Annotated in this window: 17 protein-coding genes; 3 read left to right on the top strand and 14 right to left on the bottom strand. The window is 70.9% G+C overall.

All coding sequences use genetic code 11. From position 1 onward, the window contains the following. Window positions 1-31: 31 nt before the first annotated feature. Both ACWEPG_RS05930 and ACWEPG_RS05925 read right to left on the bottom strand, forming a co-directional pair. Window positions 32-1,846 (bottom strand): multicopper oxidase family protein, encoded by a 1,815-nt coding sequence (locus ACWEPG_RS05930; RefSeq protein WP_452594052.1) that lies wholly within the window; start codon window positions 1,844-1,846, stop codon window positions 32-34. Window positions 1,847-2,007: 161 nt separating this feature from the next. After that, a complete protein-coding gene (locus ACWEPG_RS05925; protein WP_450116817.1) occupies window positions 2,008-2,481 on the bottom strand; it encodes a hypothetical protein in 474 nt (157 codons plus the stop codon). Window positions 2,482-2,613: 132 nt separating this feature from the next. Here ACWEPG_RS05925 and ACWEPG_RS05920 point away from each other — a divergent pair, with 132 nt between their 5' ends. Then, window positions 2,614-3,663: a lipoate--protein ligase family protein gene (locus ACWEPG_RS05920; protein ID WP_452594051.1), complete on the top strand. Its 1,050-nt coding sequence runs from the start codon at window positions 2,614-2,616 to the stop codon at window positions 3,661-3,663. Between the two features lie 27 nt (window positions 3,664-3,690). On the opposite strand, the gene ACWEPG_RS05915 is transcribed toward ACWEPG_RS05920, so the two are convergent. After that, entirely contained in the window at window positions 3,691-4,323 is a 633-nt protein-coding gene (locus tag ACWEPG_RS05915; RefSeq protein ID WP_450116815.1) for a PaaI family thioesterase, read from the bottom strand. 129 nt (window positions 4,324-4,452) lie between these two features. Here ACWEPG_RS05915 and ACWEPG_RS05910 point away from each other — a divergent pair, with 129 nt between their 5' ends. Beyond that, window positions 4,453-5,235 (top strand): class I SAM-dependent methyltransferase, encoded by a 783-nt coding sequence (locus ACWEPG_RS05910; RefSeq protein ID WP_452594050.1) that lies wholly within the window; start codon window positions 4,453-4,455, stop codon window positions 5,233-5,235. Here ACWEPG_RS05910 and ACWEPG_RS05905 read toward each other — a convergent pair. The 9 genes from ACWEPG_RS05905 to ACWEPG_RS05865 all read right to left on the bottom strand — a co-directional run bounded on the left by ACWEPG_RS05905 (window position 5,221) and on the right by ACWEPG_RS05865 (window position 15,546). After that, on the bottom strand, window positions 5,221-5,829 hold the full coding sequence (locus ACWEPG_RS05905) for a PaaI family thioesterase (protein WP_450116813.1): 609 nt from the start codon (window positions 5,827-5,829) through the stop codon (window positions 5,221-5,223). The two genes, ACWEPG_RS05910 and ACWEPG_RS05905, sit on opposite strands and share 15 nt — an antisense overlap. Window positions 5,830-6,038: 209 nt before the next feature. Further along, entirely contained in the window at window positions 6,039-6,668 is a 630-nt protein-coding gene (locus tag ACWEPG_RS05900) for an FMN-binding negative transcriptional regulator (protein ID WP_450116812.1), read from the bottom strand. A 10-nt stretch (window positions 6,669-6,678) separates the two neighbouring features. Beyond that, entirely contained in the window at window positions 6,679-7,572 is an 894-nt protein-coding gene (locus ACWEPG_RS05895) for a 3-methyladenine DNA glycosylase (protein ID WP_452594049.1), read from the bottom strand. Continuing rightward, on the bottom strand, window positions 7,569-8,657 hold the full coding sequence (locus tag ACWEPG_RS05890) for a hemolysin family protein (RefSeq protein WP_450116810.1): 1,089 nt from the start codon (window positions 8,655-8,657) through the stop codon (window positions 7,569-7,571). Before ACWEPG_RS05890 ends, ACWEPG_RS05895 begins: the two co-directional genes overlap by 4 nt. Next, window positions 8,650-10,056, bottom strand: a complete 1,407-nt coding sequence (locus tag ACWEPG_RS05885; RefSeq protein ID WP_450116809.1) for a hemolysin family protein — start codon at window positions 10,054-10,056, stop codon at window positions 8,650-8,652. The genes ACWEPG_RS05890 and ACWEPG_RS05885 overlap by 8 nt, the downstream gene beginning before the upstream one ends. 265 nt (window positions 10,057-10,321) lie before the next feature. Continuing rightward, window positions 10,322-11,761, bottom strand: a complete 1,440-nt coding sequence (gene guaB1 / locus ACWEPG_RS05880; RefSeq protein WP_452594048.1) for a GMP reductase — start codon at window positions 11,759-11,761, stop codon at window positions 10,322-10,324. Further along, window positions 11,722-12,645 (bottom strand): DMT family transporter, encoded by a 924-nt coding sequence (locus ACWEPG_RS05875; RefSeq protein ID WP_450116807.1) that lies wholly within the window; start codon window positions 12,643-12,645, stop codon window positions 11,722-11,724. Before ACWEPG_RS05875 ends, guaB1 begins: the two co-directional genes overlap by 40 nt. Window positions 12,646-12,649: 4 nt before the next feature. Further along, on the bottom strand, window positions 12,650-13,948 hold the full coding sequence (locus ACWEPG_RS05870; protein WP_452594047.1) for a DEAD/DEAH box helicase: 1,299 nt from the start codon (window positions 13,946-13,948) through the stop codon (window positions 12,650-12,652). Window positions 13,949-14,034: 86 nt separating this feature from the next. Continuing rightward, window positions 14,035-15,546, bottom strand: coding sequence for an FAD-dependent oxidoreductase (locus tag ACWEPG_RS05865; protein WP_452594046.1), 1,512 nt, complete (start codon window positions 15,544-15,546; stop codon window positions 14,035-14,037). Between the two features lie 203 nt (window positions 15,547-15,749). On the opposite strand from ACWEPG_RS05865, the gene ACWEPG_RS05860 reads away from it, so the two are divergent. After that, entirely contained in the window at window positions 15,750-16,226 is a 477-nt protein-coding gene (locus ACWEPG_RS05860; RefSeq protein ID WP_450116804.1) for a DUF4262 domain-containing protein, read from the top strand. A 53-nt stretch (window positions 16,227-16,279) separates the two neighbouring features. Here ACWEPG_RS05860 and gndA read toward each other — a convergent pair whose 3' ends face one another. Both gndA and ACWEPG_RS05850 read right to left on the bottom strand, forming a co-directional pair. Next, window positions 16,280-17,731 carry an NADP-dependent phosphogluconate dehydrogenase gene (gene gndA / locus ACWEPG_RS05855; protein WP_450116803.1) on the bottom strand — a complete coding sequence of 484 codons (1,452 nt, stop codon included), beginning with the start codon at window positions 17,729-17,731 and terminating at the stop codon, window positions 16,280-16,282. Window positions 17,732-17,869: 138 nt separating this feature from the next. Continuing rightward, window positions 17,870-19,918 (bottom strand): DEAD/DEAH box helicase, encoded by a 2,049-nt coding sequence (locus ACWEPG_RS05850; RefSeq protein ID WP_452594045.1) that lies wholly within the window; start codon window positions 19,916-19,918, stop codon window positions 17,870-17,872. Between the last annotated feature and the right edge of the window lie 275 nt (window positions 19,919-20,193).

Here is a 20,193-nt window from a genome sequence, read left to right as displayed (position 1 = left end):
CGCACGGATCGAAGCGCGTACGGGTGCGCTCCTACCCGCGCACCCGGATCTGCTGCATCATGTCGTGGTCCTGGTGTTCGAGGTTGTGGCAGTGCCACGTGTACCCGCGGACCTCCTCGTGGTCGCCGTGGCCGCCCGCGGCATCGGCCGGGACAGGGATCGGCGCGTCCGGATCGAAGCCGAGGTCCGCGACCGAGGGCCAGTGCACGAGGAGGGTGAGCACCGAGTCCGACTCGACGAGCGTGGTGTCCTTCCAGCCGGCCTCCCAGGGCGCAGGCGACGCGCGCTCCCCGATGAGGAACGGGGACGGGTCCGGCGCCCAGCGGACGCCGTGCTCGAGCGGAGGGGGCCAGGTCGCCATGTAGCCGGCCGTCCACAGCTTCTGCCTGCCGAGGACCCGGAACCGGGCCAGGTGCAGGTGCACCGGATGCTCGAACGGAAAGGTGTTGACGACGCGCCAGATCTCCGTCGTCCCGGCCCCGGCGACGTCGATGTCGTCGGTGAGGAACGGCAGATTGTTGATCGAGCCCATCAGCGGCAACACCGCGGCGGTCCGGTCCAGGTCGAAGCGTGCCAGGAACGTCATGACCCGGGTACGGGCGACACCGTCGGTGGTGGCGGGCGCGATCGTCGGGGGGAGCCCCGGCCCGCCACGCAGCCGCGCCGGCACACGGACCGGTTCGGCCACGGCCCGATCCGCGTCGAACCGCATGATCTCGGGCAGTGGCGGGATCGCGATCACGGCATTGCCGACGCTGTTGAGGGCGGTGTTGACCAGCGTCACCGACTCGCCCGGCGCGAGCGCCGAGAAGTCGACCAGCACGTCGGCGCGCTCTCCGGAAGTCATCACGACGTGGTCGGTGCGGACGGACGCGTCGAGCAGGCCCTGGTCGCCGCCGATCACCGTGAACGGCATCCCGTTCGAGAACGCGAACCGGTAGGTGCGCGAGTTCGAGCCCTGCAGCAGCCGCAGCCGATACAGCGTGCGCCGCACCGTCATCCGTGGCCACGCCACTCCGTTGACCACGGCGACGTCGCCGAACTGGCCGCCCTGGTTGTAGCCGCTCGGCACGTAGCGGGCCAGCATCGGCTGCAGCGTTCCGTCGGCGTTGAAGGTGCGGTCCTGCACCACGATCGGCACCTCGAACTCCCCGGCAGGCAGGCCCAGGGGATTGTCGGCGCGGCCGGTGTCGAACTCGTCGCGCAGCAGATAGAACCCGGCGAGTCCGGCCTGCACGTTCAGGCGGGTGTTCGCCATTGCGTGGTCGTGGTACCAGAGGGTCGCGGCCTCCTGGTCGTTGGCGTAGTGGTTGGTCTGTACACCACCACGCCGCCACGTGATCAACGGATGCCCGTCCGAGTCGGGCCGGCTCCGGGCGCCGTGCAGGTGCACCGTCGTCCGCGGATTCGTCCGATCCTCCTCGGTGGCACCCTCCATCGTCAGATCGACGGCCCCGCCCAGAGGGTTGACGTCGATCGAATTGACGAACGACACGGTCGTCGGCACGTCGAGACGGGCCTCGAGAGTGGGGCCGAGGATGCCGTCGTGGTAGCCGAGGACCGTCGTCGCGGGAAGATCCGGGTGGTACGTGTGAATGCTGGACTGCGCGGTGAGCGTTCCCGACGCCGCGGCGGTCGGCAGGCGCGGCAGGTCGGTGACGAAGCGGCGGAGTGGCGGCGACGCGAAGTTCAGCGGAAACGGGCCCGCCGGCGGCAGGTCCGGGATCGGGACCGGTGGTGGGGGTATCGGCACACCCGGCCTGGCGGAGGCCGACGGTGCGCCCAGCCAGCCGACAGCGGCGACCGAGCCTGCCAGACCGAAGAATCCACGTCGTGAGAGCTCCATCGTCGAACTCCTTGGCTGCGTGACGACATCCGTGGGATCCAACTCATGCGGATGTTACTCAAGCGGCCGACGTCGCAGGGCGTAATGCGTCACGGCGGGCCGAGCCGTGGCCGCCACATCTGCCTTCCGCTCGAACGTCCGTGACCTGTCGTGCGGCCGCCCTATCGATGCTGCTCCGTCACCGACGCCGCCACCTTCCCGGCCGCGTCGGCGAGGGGAACGCCGTCCTCGGCGAGCGCGGGAACCAGCAGGTCCATGCACTTGCCGAGCAACGCCACCAGCAGGACTCGCAGGGAGCTGATGTCGGCGGCGACCCGCACTCGGTCCGTACTCACGCACGAGAGCCGCGAGTAGGCCTGCTCGACCATCTGCCACTCGCCGAGCAGGCCCTCGACCAGCAACTGGGCCCGCGTCACCGGCGCCGCCGCCGGATACAGCGACTCCTGGACCGCCCGATGCCACGGTCGCAGCGTGAACTCGGAGAAGTCGACGACGGCACGGTGCGCGGCCTCGAACTCCGGACCGCCGGCACCGACGGTGCGGAACACGTCCTGCTCCAGCGCGGCGATTCGGCCGAGCAGGTCGAACATCGTCGCCTGGAGATCCTCCACCGCGTCCTGTGTCACGTCCGTCATCCCACCGTTCCTCTCGCCGCGCCTCTTCCGCAGTCAACGTAGAGGTTGCCCGGACGGTCCGGTGTGTCCGGTCCTGCCCGTCGGGACCCGGCGCGGCGGACCCCGGGATCGACTCGCCTAGGGTTGACGGTCATGCGTGGTGAGTACAAGGTTCCCGGTGGCAAACTCGTGGTGGTCGATGTCGAGGTGGACGACGGGCACCTGTCGCGGGTGTCGCTGTCCGGAGATTTCTTTCTCGAGCCGGACGAGGCGCTCGGGGACATCACCGCCGCGGTGACCGGCCTTCCCACGACGGCCGACGCCGCTCGGCTCGGCCGGGCGATCACGGAGAAGATCGGAGACGACGTGTCGATGATCGGATTCACGCCCGAATCCGTCGGTGTCGCGATCCGCCGCGCGCTCGGCCATGCCACCAGTTGGCACGACCACACCTTCGACGTGATCGAACCCGTGGTGCTCGATCCGGCGCTGCACGTCGCACTCGACGAGGTGATCACCAGGGAGGTGGCCGCAGGCACGCGCCCTCCCACCCTGCGGTTCTGGGACTGGGATTCGCCGCTGGTGGTGCTCGGGTCCTTCCAGTCGGTGCGCAACGAGGTCGACGAGGACGCCGCGGCCCGGCACGGCATCGGGATCGTCCGCCGCATCTCCGGTGGCGGCGCGATGTTCATGGAGCCCGGCAACTGCATCACGTACTCGCTGTCGGTGCCGACGTCGCTGGTCGACGGGCTGAGCTTCGAGCGCTCGTACGAATTCCTCGACCAGTGGGTGATGGGCGCGCTCGCCGACGTCGGCATCAAGGCCCGCTACGTGCCGCTCAACGACATCGCCTCCGAACAGGGCAAGATCGCCGGTGCCGCGCAGAAGCGGTTCTCGGCCGGGGCGGTGCTGCACCACGTGACCATGGCCTACGACATCGACGCCGACAAGATGACCGAGGTGCTGCGTATCGGACGGGAGAAGATCTCCGACAAGGGCATCACGAGCTCCGGCAAGCGGGTCGATCCGATGCGTTCGCAGACCGGCATGGCCCGCGCCGACATCATCGCCGCCTTCACCGCGCACTTCCGCGCCCGCTACGACACCCGACCGGGCGTCTACACCGACGCCGAGCTGGACGCCGCACGGGAGCTGGTGCGGACCAAGTTCGCGGCCGCGGAGTGGACCCACCGGGTGCCGTGACCGCCTCACGCTCGGGCGAAGAGCCGGTCAGCCTTCGGTGGCCTCCCGTGCCCACGCGGGCAGGATGAACACGCCCTCGGCCTCGACGGTGACGCCGTCCCCGTCGGAGAGGGTTCCCACGACGAAGGTCTTCACGCCTTCGACCCGGTCGATGTGGGCCTCGGCGCGCAGCGGTCCCAGTGGGGTGGCCCGGCGGAAGCGCAGGGTCAGCGTGCCGGTGAAGCTCGGCTTGTCGGCGGGTGCGGCGGCCATGCCGAGGATGTGGTCGAGCACCAGGGAACAGATGCCGCCGTGCACGTGCCCGGGCGGGCCCTCGTAGGCGGCGCCCAGGGTGAACTCGCTCGTGCAGGAGCCGTCCGGGTGCCGCTCGAGTGTCAGCGGGGGAGCGACGGCGTTGCGCAGACCGACGACGGCGTTGCCCCACGGCATCGGGTGGCCGTCCTGGGTGAAACGCACCCCGAATGGGCCGTCGATCTGACGGTCGCGCAGTCGCGCGGTCGCGGACCGGATCTGGTCCTCCACCTCACGGATCGAGTCCTCGTCGACCTCGGTGCGGATCGTTGCGTCGATCAGCTCGCGAACCGCGTTCGCGAGCGGGCCGTAGACCGTCTCGCGGCGGGTGATCTCCTCGGCGTCGATGTCCTCGAGCGTGAACCGCACCGAACCTCCCAAGTTTTCTGGACAAACCGATGTTCTGGACAACTGTCTGGACTGTTGTGTGAATCTAGGCGGGTGTGCCGGTGCTGTCCAGCACTTGACGGTTCGCCGCAGGCGCGGTTGATTGGCGACATGCAGTTCGCCGCACCGGCGGAGCAGTACGACCGCTACATGGGACGCTACGGGGCGTCCCTGGCGCCCGCGCTCGCCGACGCGGCCGGGGTGGCCTCCGGTTGGCGCGTCTGCGATGTCGGCTGCGGCCCGGGCGCGCTCACCCGGGAACTCGTGGCCCGGGTCGGAGCCTCGAACGTCGCCGCGATCGATCCGGCGCCGCAGTTCGTCGCGGCCTGCCGTCAGCGGAACCCGGGAGCGGACGTGCGGGAGGGGGTCGCGGAGCAGTTGCCCTGGGAGAGTGGACGATTCGATGCCACGATGTCCGCGCTCGTTGTCGGCTTCATGCGCGATCCCGACCGCGGGGTGCGCGAGATGGCCCGCGTGACCCGGCCCGGGGGCGCCGTCGCCGCCTGCATGTGGGACACCACCGCCGGCGGCATGACCATGCTCCGCCTGTTCTGGACGGCGGTACGCATCCACGACCCCGACGTCGTCGGCGAGTCCGCGATGGCGGGAACCGCCGAGGGTGACATCGCCGCGCGGATGCGCCACGCCGGACTGTCGGAGGTGGTCTCCGGTGCGCTCACCGCCCGGGTCGGCTACCTCGACTTCGACGACTTCTGGCAACCCTTCACCTTCGCGGTCGGTCCGGCCGGCCAGTACCTGCGGGAGCTGTCGAGGGAGGGGAAGCGGGCGGTACGCGACGCGTGCCGGGCCGAGCTCCCGGACGGCCCATTCACGCTCGACGCCCGCGCCTGGTACGCGCGGGCCACCGTCCCCGGTCGGCTACCGGGAGGGTGAGACGAAGATTCCCTCCGCCTCCACCGTGACGCCCTCGGCGTCGGAGAGGGTGCCGCGCACCGTCGCCTTCCGCCCGTCCACGCTCACCACCTGCGCCTCGCAGTGCAACGGCCCGAGTGGGGTGCCGCGCAGGTAACGCAGCGTCAGGGTGCCCGTGAGGCGGCGCTCCTCCGCGCTGCCCGTCATGCCGAGCACGTGATCGAGGACCAGCGCGCAGATACCGCCGTGCACGAGGCCGGGCGGGCCCTCGTACGCGGCACCGAGGGTGACGTCCGTCCAGTGCCGACCGGTGTCGTCGCGCTCGATCACCAGCGGCGGCGCGACGGCGTTGCGCAGTCCCACACCGGCGTTGCCCCACGAGTACGTCTCGCCCTCGGCGGTCATCCGCATCCCGAACGCGCCCTCGAGCTGCCTCGTGCGCAGCTTCGCGGTGGCGGCGACGACCTCCGCATGCACCTCGCGGATCACCTCATCCTCGACCTCGGTGCGGATGGTCGCGTCGACGAGCTCGCGCACCGCCTCCGCGAGCGGGCCGTACAGCGCCTTGCGCCGCTCGTGCTCGTCGCGGTCGATGTCTTCGTGGGTGAGATTCACCAGCGCTGCTTTCGCTCGGGGACGATCGGATTCCTCGCGCCCGAATCTAGCTGCTGCCGCTCGGCGATCGGACCAGGTTCTCGCACGCCGGGATTCGACGCGGGCTCATCCGCCGTCGACGGCCGGATCCTCGAGTTCGAGAAGGTCGACGTCCTCCGGGCTCATGTTCTCGTTCGGGTCCACCGCGGTGGACAGCGATTCGGCGGCGGTCAGGGATGCCGGGGCTGCGTCGTCGTCATCCGGTGCGCGAGCGCGTGGTCACCGGGATCGGCCGACACCGCCAACGCGTCGATCACGGCCTGCCGATTCCGGTCGGGCTGATTCTGGCTCAGTTTCGCTTTGGCCTCGACCCGCTCGATCGGCAGTTCCAGGCCGACGATGGCGCGCAGCATCGCCGTCACGTTCACCTCCTCGACCTCGGTCACCCGCCACGGCGCGTCGCGTCCGCGCTCGTGCTCCTCGGTCATCGCCGTGACGTGCGTGCGCAGCCAGTCCGGGTCGTCGTGGACGATCAGCCGCCCGTGCACCGTGAGGATCTCGTAGTTCCAGGTGGGCGCCATCCGCGTCGTCGGCGCCGTCGCCGGGTAGTAGCGAGGGGAGACGTAGCCGTGCACGCCGGAGAAGATCGCGACCGTCTGCGCGTCGGCGCCGTCACGCCAATGCGGGTTCGCCCGCGCCATGTGCCCGACCATGGCGTGCCGCGACTCGTCGTAGAGCAGCGGTAGCGAGGTGGTCAGCAGCCCGCCGGGCCCGGCGCTGACCAGGTGCGCGAAACCGCCGCGGCGCAGAGCGGACGCGGTCTCGTCCTCGGTCAGGGCGAAGGCTGCGGGTGTGTACACGGACCAGACCCTATCGGTCGAGGAGGGCCCGGCACGTGTCCAGCAGTTCGGCCCGCAGCGGCGCCGCCCGCTCGACGAGCGCGGACTGGGCGCGCACGTATTCGGCGCGGCCGGACGGCGTCTCGATCGGAACCGGGCCGTACCCGAGCTCACGCAGGTCGTACGGGCTGGCCCGCATGTCGAGTTCCCGTGCGGCCATCGCCAGCTCGAAGCAGCGCAGCAGCAGGTCCGAGTCGACCAGTGGCACCAGCTTGTAACACCACTTGTACAGGTCCATGCCCGCGTGCAGGCAGCCCGGCTGCTCGCGGACCGCCTGATCCTCGCGGGACAGGGGAACGTCGTTGCGGCCCACCGCATCCGGGGTGAAGAACCGGAACGCGTCGTAGTGCGTGCAGCGCAGGTTCATCGACTCGACGACGGCGTCGGTGCCGTCGGGGCCGAGCCGCAGCGGGACACCGGAATGGCGCACCGCCTCCTCGCCACCGCGGTACACCATCGCCCACTCGTGCAGGCCGAAGCAGCCGAGCTGGGCGGGCCGGGACGCGGTCCCCGCCAGCACCCGCTCGGTGAACTCGAGCATCGAGCGTCGCCGGTCGAGCAGGGCCGGGTCGGCACCCACCCCGTCACCCTGTTCGCGGTACCCGGAGAACTCCGCGTAGTCGCGGGCCGACGGCCCGGCGAGCAGCACCCCGAAGCCGGGATGCCACCGGCGCAGCTGCGCCGGCCGCAGGCTGTAGTAGGTGAACAGGAAGTCCACCACCGGGTGCTTCACCCCGCGGGCCTGCCGACCCAGATGCGGACCGATCAGCGCGTCCACCCGGGCCTGGTGGGCGTCCCGCGCGGCGGTCCACTCGTCCTCGGCGAGAACGAGCGGACCGCCGAGCCGCGTCCGGACCTGTGTCACGGCGTCCGCTGGCCGGGCACGGCGTCGGTGATCCGGTGGGTGCCGTCACGGACGGTGCCGACAAACTCCTCGACCAGGTCCTCGAGCGCCACGATGCCCAGGCACCGGCCGTCGGCGTCGACCACCTCACCGAGGTGACTGCTCGCCCGCCGCAGCACGGCGAGGGCCTCGTCCAGCGGTGTCTGGACCTGCAGTCGCGGCCACGGCCGCACATCGGCGCGCGGGACGACCGTGTCCGGTCCGGCGGACTCGTCGAGCACCTCGTCGAGCACGTCCTTCAGGTGCAGGTAGCCGACGAGGGTGCCGTCCGGCAGGGCCGCCGGGTAGCGCGAGTAGCCGGTCTCGACGACCGCCCTCTCGATCGCGCCGAGGGTGGTGCCGCGGTCCGTCAGCGGCACCGTCCGGACCTTGTCGAGGGGGATCAGCACGTCCGAGACGGTCCGTCCGGTGGTGTGCAGCGCCTGCGTCAGCCGGCGATGCTCCTCCGCGTCGATCAGCCCCTCCGAGCGGGACTCGCCGATCATCTCCGTCAGCTCGATCTCGGAGACGGTGGTGTCGAGCTCGTCCTTCGGCTCGACCCGCAGCAGGCGCAGGACCGAGTTCGCGCACCAGTTGTAAAACGCGATCAGCGGCTTCGCCAGCTTGATGAAGCCCAGGTGGATCGGCACGAGCAGCATCGCGGCCCGCTCCGGTCCGGCGATCGCGATGTTCTTCGGCACCATCTCGCCGAGCAGGATGTGCAGGACCACCACGAGGGCCAGCGCGATCGTGAACGCGATCGGGTGCAGCAGCTGATCCGGCAGGCCGACCAGGTCGAGGGGCTTCTCGATCAGGTGCGCGATGGCCGGCTCGCCGACCCGGCCGAGCAGAATCGAACAGATCGTGATGCCCAGCTGGGCTGCCGCCAGCATCAGCGACAGGTGCTCACCGGCCCGGATCACGGTACGGGCCCGGGTCTTGCCCTGCGCCACGAGCGCCTCGAGGCGGTCACGGCGCGCCGAGATCAGGGCGAACTCGGCCGCAACGAAGAACGCGTTGCCCGCCAGCAGGAGAACCGTCAGTGCGACGGCCAGCAGGTCATTCATCGTCCGCCTCCTGGCCGGTGCGCAGCACGTGCGCTGCGATCGTCTCCGCGGGGACCGGGGTCAGCACGACCCGGTCGATCCGCCGGCCGTCCATCTCGGTGACGCGGGCCATCCAGCCCCCGGCCGAGGCGTCGCCGACGACCGCGCGCCGGACATCGGAGCCGTCGGGATCGGGCAGCACCACCTCATCGCCGACCTCCGGGATCCGACCCAGCCGCGCGAGCACCAGCCCGCCGAGGGTGTCGTACTCACCTTCGGGGGCCGCGTACCCGGTGGCCTGCCGGACCTCGTCGATCCGCAGCAGGCCCGCGCAGATCCAGCCGTCGCCGCTGCGCTGGACGTCGATCTCCGGATCGTCGTGCTCGTCGCGGACGTCACCGACGATCTCCTCGATCAGATCCTCCATGGTCACCAGGCCTGCGGTACCGCCGTACTCGTCGACGACCAGCGCGACCTGCATGCCGTCGGCACGGACCTGCTCCATCAGTGCGTCGCCGTCAAGGCTGGACGGCACCACGGGCACCTTCTGCGCGAGCACCATCAGCTGGGTGGTCGCACGCGAGGACGCGGGCACGGTGAAGGCGTGCTTGACGTGCACGACGCCGATGGTGTCGTCGAGGTCACCGTCGACGACGGGGAACCGGGAGAACCCGGTGCGGGACGCGGCGTCGATCAGGTCGGCGACGGTGTCGTGCAGGTCGAGGGTCTCGATCTTCACGCGCGGGGTCATCAGTTCCTCCGCGGTGCGCTCACCGAACCGCAGCGACCGGTCCACCAGCAGCGCCGTGCCCGGGTCCAGGGTGCCGCTGCGGGCACTGATGCGGACCAGCGAGCCCAGCTCCTGCGGCGAACGCGCGGACCGGAGTTCCTCGGCCGGTTCGACACCGAGCCGGCGCACCACCCAGTTGGCGGCGCCGTTGAGCCCGTTGATCGCCCACCGGAACACCGTCGAGAACCACGCCTGCAGACCGGCGGTGGCGCGGGCGGTGGCCAGCGGGTGCGCGATGGCCAGGTTCTTCGGGACCAGCTCGCCGAACACCATCGACAGCGACGTCGCGATGATCAGCGCCAGCGCCAGCGAGATGCCCGACGCCACCGACTCGGATACGCCCACGGCCTTGAGGCCGGGCGTGATCAGTTGAGCGAGAACGGGTTCGGCGATGTAGCCGGTGATCAGGGTGGTGATCGTGATGCCCAGCTGAGCGCCGGACAGCTGGAACGAGAGGGTGCGGTGCGCGTGCTGAACCTGACGCGCGCGGCGATCGCCGTCGCGGGCATGCGCGTCGACCGTGCTGCGCTCGAGCGCGGTCAGGGAGAACTCCGCCGCCACGAAGACGGCGGTTCCCGCGGTCAGGGCGAGGAACCCGAGCAGGCTGACGATTGTCACTGCGATCTGCATGGTCTATCGCCCCCGTACGGGGGTCGGGAAGGGGTCGCCGGGTTTGTCGCCCGGCTCGGTAGAGGAGCCCTCCGTCGTGGAGCTGTCGTCGCCGCCGGATTCGGCGTCGCGGGTCAAAGTGGGTGCCTCGGGCACCTTGGTCCTTTCGTCGTGCCCGGATGACCCGGGCGCACACTGGTCGAGAGAACCATTCTACCGACAGCCGGCGATATGTCCGGTCACGGCGAGCCGCGTCACGTGGCGGCCTCGCCGTGACCTGACCCCGTCACCACCCCGCCGGGAGCGGCCGCCCCTCCGCGAACCCCGCTGCCGACTGCACCCCGAGGACCGCCTTGTCGTGCAGTTCCTCGATGGTGCGTGCCCCGGCATAGGTGCAGGTGCTGCGCACCCCGGAACAGATGTGGTCGATCAGGTCCTCGACGCCCGGCATGACCGGATCCAGGCGCATCCGGGAACTGGAGATGCCCTCCTCGAAGAGCGCCTTGCGGGCCCGGTCGAACCCGCTGTCCGACGCGGTGCGGGCCGCGACCGCCCGCTTGCTCGCCATCCCGAAGCTCTCCTTGTAGGCGTTGCCCTCCTCGTCGAACCGCAGGTCGCCCGGCGACTCGTAGGTGCCCGCGAACCACGAGCCGATCATCACGTTCGACGCGCCCGCCGCGAGCGCCAGCGCGACGTCGCGGGGATGCCGCACGCCGCCGTCGGCCCACACGTGGGCGCCGAGTTCGCGTGCCGCCGCCGCGCATTCGGCGACCGCCGAGAACTGCGGGCGCCCGACCCCGGTCATCATCCGGGTGGTGCACATCGCGCCGGGACCGACCCCGACCTTGACGATGCTCGCGCCGGCGGCGACCAGGTCCCGGGTGCCGGCGGCGGAGACGACGTTGCCCGCGGCCAGCGGCACCCCGAGGTCCAGCGCCGCGACGGCAGCCAGCGCCTCGAGCATCTTCTCCTGGTGCCCGTGCGCGGTGTCCATCACCAGCACGTCGGCACCCGCGTCAACCAGGGCCTTCGCCTTCGCCACCACGTCGCCGTTGATGCCGACCGCCGCCGCGATGCGCAGCCGGCCGTCGGCGTCGAGGGCCGGGGTGTAGATGCCGGCCCGGATGGTGCCGGTCCGCGTCAGCGCGCCCTCCAGGCGTCCGTCGCCGTCGACGATCACCGCGATCGGATCGTGCCGCGACTCGAGGAGTTCGAACACCTCCCGCGCCGACGCAGTGACCGGCGCGACCGCGAAGTCGGTGACGGCGACCGCGCTCAGGCGAGTGAACCGGTCGACGTCGGCGCAGGCCGCCTCGGTCACCACCCCGACGGGGCGTCGATCGCCGTCGACGACGACCACCGCGCCGTGCGCCCGCTTCGGCAACAGCGCCAGCGCGTCCGAGACGGAGGCGTCCGGGCCGAGGGTGACCGGGGTGTCCGCGACGAGGTGCCTGCTCTTGACGAACGCGACGGTCTCCGCGACCGCGGCCGCCGGCACGTCCTGCGGGATGACGACGATGCCGCCGCGCCGCGCAACCGTCTCGGCCATCCGACGGCCCGCGACCGCGGTCATGTTCGCCACCACGATCGGGATCGTGGTGCCGGATCCGTCCCGGCTGGCGAGGTCCACGTCGAACCGGGACGTCACGTCGGTGCGGCTGGGCACCAGGAACACGTCGTCGTAGGTCAGGTCGTAGGGCGGGGTCTGTCCGTCGAGGAAGCGCACGCCTCGGACGCTACCGGCTCCGCGGCCGGTCCGCCCGCGCTCGCGTGCGCCTGCGACCGGGACAGCGCGATCGTGGTGACGACCATGACGATCACCGCCGCGACGACCACCGCCACACCGAGGGGATCGGTCCGCAGCCGCTCGCCGAGCACGGTGAATCCGAGGTAGGCGGCGACGAGCGGCTCACCGATCGTGATCGCCGGCAGCGACGCGGCCAGCGACCCGGCCTGGAACGCACGCTGCTGCAGGTAGAACCCGGTGGCCCCGGCGGCCGCGAGGGCCCACAGCTCCCACGACGTCAGCACCGCCGCCGGGCCGTGCGCGAACTCGTCGAGCACCGGCTTCGTCAACGCGACCGCCACGCCGTACATCGCGCCACACGCCGAACCCAGCAGCAGTGCGCGGGGACCCGACGGGATCCGGGTCAGTGCCACCGCGACCGCCAGCACACAGCCGCCGGCCACCACGGTCAGTGGAATCGCCCAGTGCCGCAGGGTCGCCGTCGCCGTGCCCTCGGTCGGGTTGCCGACGACCAGAAAGACCGCCAGCGACGCGGCCAACGCGATCGCCGTCACCCACGTTCGGGTCGTCATCCGGGTGCCCGCGAATCGCGCCGACATCGGTAGCGCGAACAGCAGCGTGCTCACGATCAGCGGCTGGACCACCAGCACCGACCCCAACCCGAGGGCCGTGGCCTGGAAGACGTAGCCGCCCAGGTCGCCGCCCACACCGACCCACCAGCGTGGGGAACGCACCAGTTCGCCCAGCAGGGCGTCGCCCTCCTCGACGCCCGCAGCCGCGGACTGCTGTGCCACCGAGCCGACCGCGAACAGCAGCGCCCCCACGAGAGCGCAGACGATGGCCGGCAGCGGCAGGTCGGGCATGCACTCAGCTTCCTCTGCCGCGCCGCTGTTGTCCTCGGGATCGACCCGACGGGGCGTTCCGGGAGGCGGGCCGCCCGCCGCGCGCGGGCCGGGCCGCGGTCGCCGTCGGCTCGGGGCGGGGGGCCTCGTCCCGGACCGGCACCCCGGACGGTCGGCGGGCACCGGTCAGCGCCACCAGCTTTCGGCTGCCGGGCCGGACCGGGACACCCTCCGGATCGACCCCGGCCCGGGTCATCACCGACGCGACCTCGTCGTGCTGGTCCTCGGTCACCAGCGTCACCACCCGCCCCTCCGCGCCTGCGCGTGCGGTGCGGCCCGCGCGGTGCAGGTAGTTCTTCGGGTCCGCCGGCGGATCGACGTGCACGACCAGGGAGACGTCGTCGACGTGGATCCCGCGCGCCGCGACGTCCGTGGCGACCAGCACCGGGACCTGACCCGACGTGAACGCCGACAGCGCGTGCCTGCGGAAGGCCTGCGACTTGCCGCCGTGCAGGGTCCCGGCCCGCACCCCGACCGCGGCGAGTTGTGCGACCAGGCGGTCCACGCCGTGCTGGGTGCGCACGAACAGCAACGTCTTGCCGGGACGGGACGCGATCTCCGCGACCACCGCGGCCTTGTCCGTCCGGTCGACGAACAGCACGTGGTGGTCGCCGGCGGACACCGGCGCCGCGGCGGCCGCGGTCGCGTGGGTGACGGGGTCGTGCAGGTAGCGGCGCACCAGGGTGTCCACGTCCTCGTCGAGGGTTGCCGAGAACAACAGCCGCTGACCAGATTCCGGGGTGCGGTCCAGGATCGCGGTCACCTCCGGAAGGAAGCCGATCTCCGCGAGGTGGTCCGCCTCGTCGATCGCGGTGACCACCACGTCGTCCAGTGCGAGCGCGTCCTGTCGCAGCAGGTCCAGCGCCCGCCCCGGCGTCGCGACGAGCAGGTCCACCCCGCGTGCGAGTCGCTGGGCCTGGCCCTTGGTCGCGACCCCTCCGGTCGCGGACGCCAGCCGCAGTCCCAGCGCGAGCGCGGACTCGTCGAGGGCCCGCTCGATCTGCGTCGCCAATTCCCGGGTCGGGGCGAGCACCAGCCCTCGAGGCCGCTTCGGGGCGCTGAACGAGCCCTTCAGGCGCAGGAGCATCGGCAGGCCGAACGCGAGGGTCTTGCCGGAACCGGTCGGGCCGCGGCCGAGCACGTCACGGCCGGTGAGGATGTCCGGGATCACCAGCGCCTGGATCGGGAAGGGGTCGACGATCTGCTCGCGCCTCAGGGACTGCACCAGCGTCGCGGGCAGGCCGAGGTCGGCGAAGGTGGGCATGGAATCTCCTGGAAGCCGGGAACGAGTGATCGTCGCAGGTCGACACTACCGACACCCGAACCGACGTTCCGACCTGGACGCGGTGTTCAGGCCTGGATCAGCGGGCCGCACCGGATGTCGAACCGCTCACCAACGGTGTCCAACGTCCGGCGGTGGTGCTCGCGGTCCCGGTGACTGGTGACCGCGAACCGCGCTGCCCCCTGCAGTTGGCGATGCATCGGATACCAGCGGTCGAAGTTGAGCCCGCAGTCGCGTAACACCCGGGACGGCAGTGCGTCTGCAATGAGGCCGAGGTTGTACATCGCCAGCGTCATCACGGTGTAGGAGAACACCGGCTTCCCGCCATTTCTCAGCAGGCCACCCACGTCGAGTTCGTACAGCGGGATCTCGCGAATCCTGCCCGAGAACAACAGGTGCGCAAGGTAGTAGCCCATGAACGACGGCAGGTGGAGGATCGCGGAGCGCGCCTGTACCGACACGACCGACCCCGTGCCGGAGACGTAAGGCTCGTAGGGTCGGTCGAACCTCACGTACCCCGTGCAGTTCACGATCCAGCTTCCCGGTTCGATCGTCTTCGTCGCGCCGCTCCGGAGCACGAGATCGGTGGCGCCGTTGCGATCGACGGCGTCCACGAACCGATCCATGATCACGTCGTTCACGCCGGCGGCGATCGCCCTGTTCTCCGATTCCGACAGGATGCCCAGCAGGAAGTTTCGGGCCCCCGGGACGAGACTGATGCCGTGTTCTGCGCAGTGCCACCGCGCGACGTCCATCTCGTTTGTTCCGTCGAATCGTCGGGCCGTCTCCGCGGCCACTGCGTTGGGTAGGGGGCCGCGCCACCAACGCCGGGCCCCGAGCGGGAAGGTGCGGTCGCGGCGGATGAAGTACGTGCCCTCGCCGGCCACCAGGTTCACCTCCCGGCCCGGATACGCGGTGACGAGTGCGTACGCGGTGTCCATCGCGGTCTTGCCGCCACCGATCACCCAGACCGGTGTGGCGGTCTCCCGCATCTCTCCCACGCGTACGTCGCAGTGGTCGGGGGACACCGATCGGACCCGGGAACTCGACACCGCGAGTGGATCGTTCGGTGTGAAGTCGAAGCCGTAGGCCTTGATCAGTTGCTTCGCCAGGACGACCTGTCGCCGCCCGTCGGGCGAGCTGCAGGAGATCCGCACGATCCCGTCGGATTCGTCGCAGGAGTCGAAGGACCAGCCGAAGAATTCGTCGACCCGCACGTGCTCCTTGATCACGTCGAGGCAGTGTTCGAAGTGGTCGAGCACCTCGTCCTTGGTGGCCAGGTAGGACGGGCTGCGGTCGAGTGTCCAGGCGATGTTGCCGGCGGTGAACATGCCGTGCGGTTGATGCAGGCGTACATACGGGTAGGTGTCCACCCACATGCCGCCCACACGTTGGCGGCGTTCGATCAGAATGACTCGCTGATCGCGGGTCAGGTACCGGCCGGCGACGAACAGGGCATTGAGGCCTGCGATGCCGGCACCGACGATGCAGACGTCGCAGATCTCCGGCGTGGCCTGCTCGTTCGGCCTTGTCTTCGCATCGTGTGCCGGATTCGAGTCCGGTGGATGTGCTTCGGTCACCGGGACCTCCCCACGGTGCCTTGTGCGTGTGATCACCTCGACGGCGACAGCAACATCAGACTACTCGGTTCGGCAAGCGTCACGGCCGGGCGTTGGCGCACCCGGGTGCGGGGACATGAATCGTGTCGGTGCCCCGGGGCACACTCGAAACTCGAACACAGTTTCGATTATTCGAGCGATGGGGGTGTGGTCAGATGTGCGAGATGTGTGACGGGAAGTCGCCTGCGCGACTTCGCAAGGACCTGCGGCGGGTGATCCAGCGGTACGGCTGGGCGTTGCAGTACGTGCAATCGGCGATCGACGAAAGCGGGATACATCCGGCCTACTGCTACTCGGTGGGGCTGACCGCGAAGGAGTGGCCCGAGCTGGTGATCACCGGCCGGGTCGCCGATCAGTCGGCCGAGGTCCTGGGCGGTCTCTGCTCCCTGATGGGAGACGGGCCGCCCTTGGCGGCGGGGGACACGTTCACCGTGGGCGGGCTCGACGTGTGTCTCGTCGAGGTGCGCCGGCCCGAACAGTGGCTGCTGCGAGCCACCGACCTCTACGGGCGTCGCCGGGTGCGCGCCCTGCAGGCCGTGTGGGCGGACTGCGCCGGCCGACTGCCGTGGGAGGGGGAACCGGGCGCCGACGTGGTGCAACCGTTGCTCGGCATGCCGGCGGGCGGGAGCCTGGCGTCCTGACGGTGCGTCAGCGGCCCCGGGGCGGGTGCCCCGGGGCCGCGTGTTCACGTCGCTCAGGCCTCGACTTCGCTGCGGTCGCCGCTCCAGAGGGTGTGGAACTTGCCGGGGCGGTCGGTGCGCTCGTAGGTGTGTGCACCGAAGAAGTCCCGCTGCCCCTGCGTCAGTGCGGCCGGCAGCCGCTCGGCGCGCAGGCCGTCGTAGTACGACAGCGACGAGGAGAACGCCGGAACCGGGATGCCCAGCATCGTCGCGGTCGCGACCACGCGACGCCACGAGTCGATCGCGTTCTCGATTGCATCCTTGAAGTACGGCTCGACGATCAGGGACGTCAGCTCCGGGTTGGTGTCGTACGCCTCCTTGATCCGGTTCAGGAATCGCGCGCGGATGATGCAGCCGCCGCGCCAGATGGTGGCCATGTCCCCGGGGGTGAGGTCCCAGTTGTACTCGACGCTGCCGGCACGGATCTGGTCGAAGCCCTGCGCGTACGCAACGATCTTCGACGCGTACAGCGCGCGGCGGATGTCCTCGGTGAACTGCTCCGCATCGGTGGGCTTGTCACCCAGCACGCCCGACGCCAGCCCCTGTGCGGCCTTGCGCTGCTCGCGCGAGCCCGAGAGGGCGCGCGCGAACACGGCCTCGGCGATACCGGTGACGGGGACGCCGAGATCGAGCGCCGACTTCACCGTCCAGCGTCCGGTGCCCTTCTGTTCGGCCGCATCGACGATCACGTCCACCAGCGGCTTGCCGGTCTTCGCGTCCACCTGCGAGAGCACCTCGGCGGTGATCTCGATCAGGTACGACTCCAGCTCGCCGGTGTTCCACTCGCCGAACACCTTCGCCACCTGCGCGGCGTCGAAGCCCAGTGCGTCGCGGAACAGGTGGTACGCCTCGCCGATCAGCTGCATGTCGGCGTACTCGATGCCGTTGTGCACCATCTTCACGAAGTGTCCCGCGCCGTCCGGGCCGATGTGCGTGCAGCACGGCGTGCCGTCCACGACCGCGGCGATGGACTCCAGCAGCGGGCCGAGGGACTCGTAGGACTCCTTCGGGCCGCCGGGCATGATCGACGGCCCGTTCAGTGCACCCTCCTCTCCGCCGGAGATGCCGGCGCCGACGAAGTGCAGGCCACGCTCGCGGAGCGAGGACTCACGACGAATAGTGTCCGTGAACAAGGCATTTCCGCCGTCGATGATGATGTCGCCGGGCTCCATCGCCGCCGCGAGCTCCTCGATCACCGCGTCGGTCGCCTCGCCGGCCTTGACCATGATCAGCACGCGCCGCGGCCGCTGCAGAGCCGCGACGAACTCCTCCACGGTCTCGGTGCGGACGAAGTCGCCTTCGGCGCCGTGCTCGGCGATCAGGGCGTCGGTCTTGGCGACGCTGCGGTTGTGCAGGGCAACCGTGTGCCCGTGGCGAGCGAAGTTGCGGGCAATGTTCGAACCCATCACGGCAAGTCCGGTGACGCCGATCTGGGCCCGCGCAGTCGAGGAGGTGTTGTCGGTCATGCGGTCAAGCATTCCCTGCCCTGTGAACGAGCGAAACTTCAGGGTCTCGCACCTTGGGATGGCAGGACGCCGGGAAACACGACGCCGCCACCCGCGGGGCGGGTGGCGGCGTCGGTGGGATCGCGTCGAGAGGTGCGGTCAGCGGTCGCGGTGCGGACCGTCGAAGCCGTCGTAGGAGCGGCGCTCCGTGCGGGAGCGGAACCCGCCGGCGGCACGCTCACCGCGCTGCGGGCGGTCGCCGTACGAGCGATCGCCGCTGCGCTGGTGGCCACCGTCGCGCTGCGGACGGTCGTTGCGGTAACCGTCCCGCTGCGGCCGGTCGCCGTAGGAGGGGCGGTCGCCGGAGCGCTGGTAGCCGCGGTCCCGCTGCGGCCGGTCGCCGTACGAGCGGTCACCGGAACGCTGGTAGCCGCCCTCGCGCTGCGGGCGCTCGGACCGGTGGTTGTCCCGCTGGGGGCGGTCGCCGTACGAGCGGTCGCCCGAACGCTGGTAGCCGCCCTCCCGCTGCGGCCGGTCGCCGTAGGAGGGGCGGTCGCCGGAGCGCTGGTGGCCGCCGTCGCGCTGCGGACGGTCGTTGCGGTAGCCGTCCCGCTGCGGGCGGTCGCCGTAGGAGGGGCGGTCGCCGGAGCGCTGGTAGCCGCCGTCGCGCTGCGGGCGGTCGGACCGGTAGCCGTCCCGCTGGGGACGGTCGTTGCGGTAACCGTCCCGCTGCGGCCGGTCGCCGTAGGAGGGGCGGTCGCCGCTGCGCTGGTAGCCGCCCTCGCGCTGCGGGCGGTCGTTGCGGTAGCCGTCGCGCTGCGGGCGGTCGCCGTACGAGCGCTCGCCCGATCGCTGGTATCCGCCGTCCCGCTGGGGCCGGTCACCGCGGTAGCCGCCGTCGCGGCGGGGCCGGTCGTAGCCGTCCCGGCGCGGGCGGTCGCCGTAGGACCGCTCGCTGCGCCGCTCGCGCACCGGTTCCCCGCTCGGCGTGCGAGCACCGGTGATGGCGGCGAGCTCCTCGGAGCCGGGGCCGACGTTCACCTCGGTGGCGTCGACGCCGGCAGCCCCGGTGAGCCGCCGCACCATGCGGCGCTGGTTGGGCAGCACGACGGACACGACGGTGCCCTTCTCGCCGGCGCGGGCGGTGCGGCCGGCCCGGTGCAGGTAGTCCTTGTGATCGGCCGGCGGGTCGACGTGCACGACCAGGTCGATGCCGTCGACGTGGATGCCGCGCGCGGCGACGTCGGTGGCGACGAGAACCGGGGTGCGCCCCGCCTTGAACCGTTCGAGCACCCGGGTGCGCTGGTTCTGCGCCTTGCCGCCGTGCAGTGCCTCGGCGGCGACGCCGACCTCACGGAGGCGTTCGGTGATGCCCTCGCAGCCGAGCTTGGTGCGCGCGAACATGATCGTGCGGCCGCCCTCACGGGATCCGATCTCTGCGAGCACCGCGTCCTTCTGGCCGCGGTCGACATTGAGCACGTAGTGCTCCATCGTGTCGACGCTGGCGCGCCCGTCCTCGGTGGCGTGCTCGACGTGGTCGGACAGGAACCGGCGGACCAGCGACTGCACCTCCCGGTCGAGAGTCGCCGAGAACAGCAACCGCTGTCCGTCGGGGCGGGTCTGTTCGAGGATCGAGCGGACCTCGGGGAGGAAGCCCATGTCGGCCATCTGATCGGCCTCGTCGAGGGCGGTCATCTCCACCTCGTCGAGGATGCAGGTCTCCTGCCGCAGGTGATCGCCCAGGCGGCCGGGTGTCGCGACGAGGATGTCGACCCCGCGGGAGAGCTGCTCGACCTGCTTGGTGAACACCATGCCGCCCACCGCGGAGCGGACACGCAGACCGACCGCGGACGCGTACGGGAACAGGGAGTCGACGACCTGGACCGCAAGTTCGCGGGTCGGGACCAGCACCAGGGCGCGCGGGCGCTTCGGCGCGGGCCGGTCGTCGCGTCCGGCCAGGCGGGCCAGCATCGGAAGCCCGAACGCCAGCGTTTTGCCGGAGCCCGTCTGTGCGCGGCCGAGGACGTTGCGACCGGCGATCGCATCGGGGATCGACATCGCCTGAATCGGCGACGGCACCGTGATGCCGTCGCGGGCTAGAGCCGCGACGACGGGGGCGGGCAGGCCGATCTCGGCGAAGGTGGACTGCGGGGCCTGATCGGCGGTGGCCTGATCGAGGGCAGCAGAAGATGGGACGGCGTCGGTCACGCGGATATACCTCTCCGGACGTTGGGCGCGTCGCGGAGTGCAGCCTGAAACAACAGCCGCGCAGAAGAGACGAGCCGGGCACGCGCGCCCCGGGTTCGGGGCATGGCTGTGCCGAAAGTGTGGTTAACAATCGAAATGGGCCGCGAAATGGGCCGTGGTCCAGTGTACGGGACCGCGGGGTGTGCCCGTGCCCCGCGGCGACGTGAGGTCCGACTCAGCGCCGACGGGCGGAGATCAGTCACTCCCGGAAGCGCCGGAGATCAGCCGCTTCCGGC

This window comes from Rhodococcus sp. NPDC004095, from assembly GCF_053604015.1.
This window is presented reverse-complemented; position numbering and strand designations above follow the sequence as displayed.

Excerpts from the sequence above, each read along its gene's own strand:
- ACWEPG_RS05920 (WP_452594051.1), top strand. The coding sequence starts at position 2,614 with ATGCGTGGTGAGTACAAGGTTCCCGGTGGCAAACTCGTGGTGGTCGAT.
- ACWEPG_RS05890 (WP_450116810.1), bottom strand. The coding sequence starts at position 8,657 with ATGAATGACCTGCTGGCCGTCGCACTGACGGTTCTCCTGCTGGCGGGC.
- ACWEPG_RS05875 (WP_450116807.1), bottom strand. The coding sequence starts at position 12,645 with ATGCCCGACCTGCCGCTGCCGGCCATCGTCTGCGCTCTCGTGGGGGCG.
- ACWEPG_RS05910 (WP_452594050.1), top strand. The coding sequence starts at position 4,453 with ATGCAGTTCGCCGCACCGGCGGAGCAGTACGACCGCTACATGGGACGC.
- ACWEPG_RS05930 (WP_452594052.1), bottom strand. The coding sequence starts at position 1,846 with ATGGAGCTCTCACGACGTGGATTCTTCGGTCTGGCAGGCTCGGTCGCC.
- ACWEPG_RS05885 (WP_450116809.1), bottom strand. The coding sequence starts at position 10,056 with ATGCAGATCGCAGTGACAATCGTCAGCCTGCTCGGGTTCCTCGCCCTG.
- ACWEPG_RS05870 (WP_452594047.1), bottom strand. The coding sequence starts at position 13,948 with ATGCCCACCTTCGCCGACCTCGGCCTGCCCGCGACGCTGGTGCAGTCC.
- gndA (WP_450116803.1), bottom strand. The coding sequence starts at position 17,731 with ATGACCGACAACACCTCCTCGACTGCGCGGGCCCAGATCGGCGTCACC.
- ACWEPG_RS05860 (WP_450116804.1), top strand. The coding sequence starts at position 15,750 with ATGTGTGACGGGAAGTCGCCTGCGCGACTTCGCAAGGACCTGCGGCGG.
- ACWEPG_RS05925 (WP_450116817.1), bottom strand. The coding sequence starts at position 2,481 with ATGACGGACGTGACACAGGACGCGGTGGAGGATCTCCAGGCGACGATG.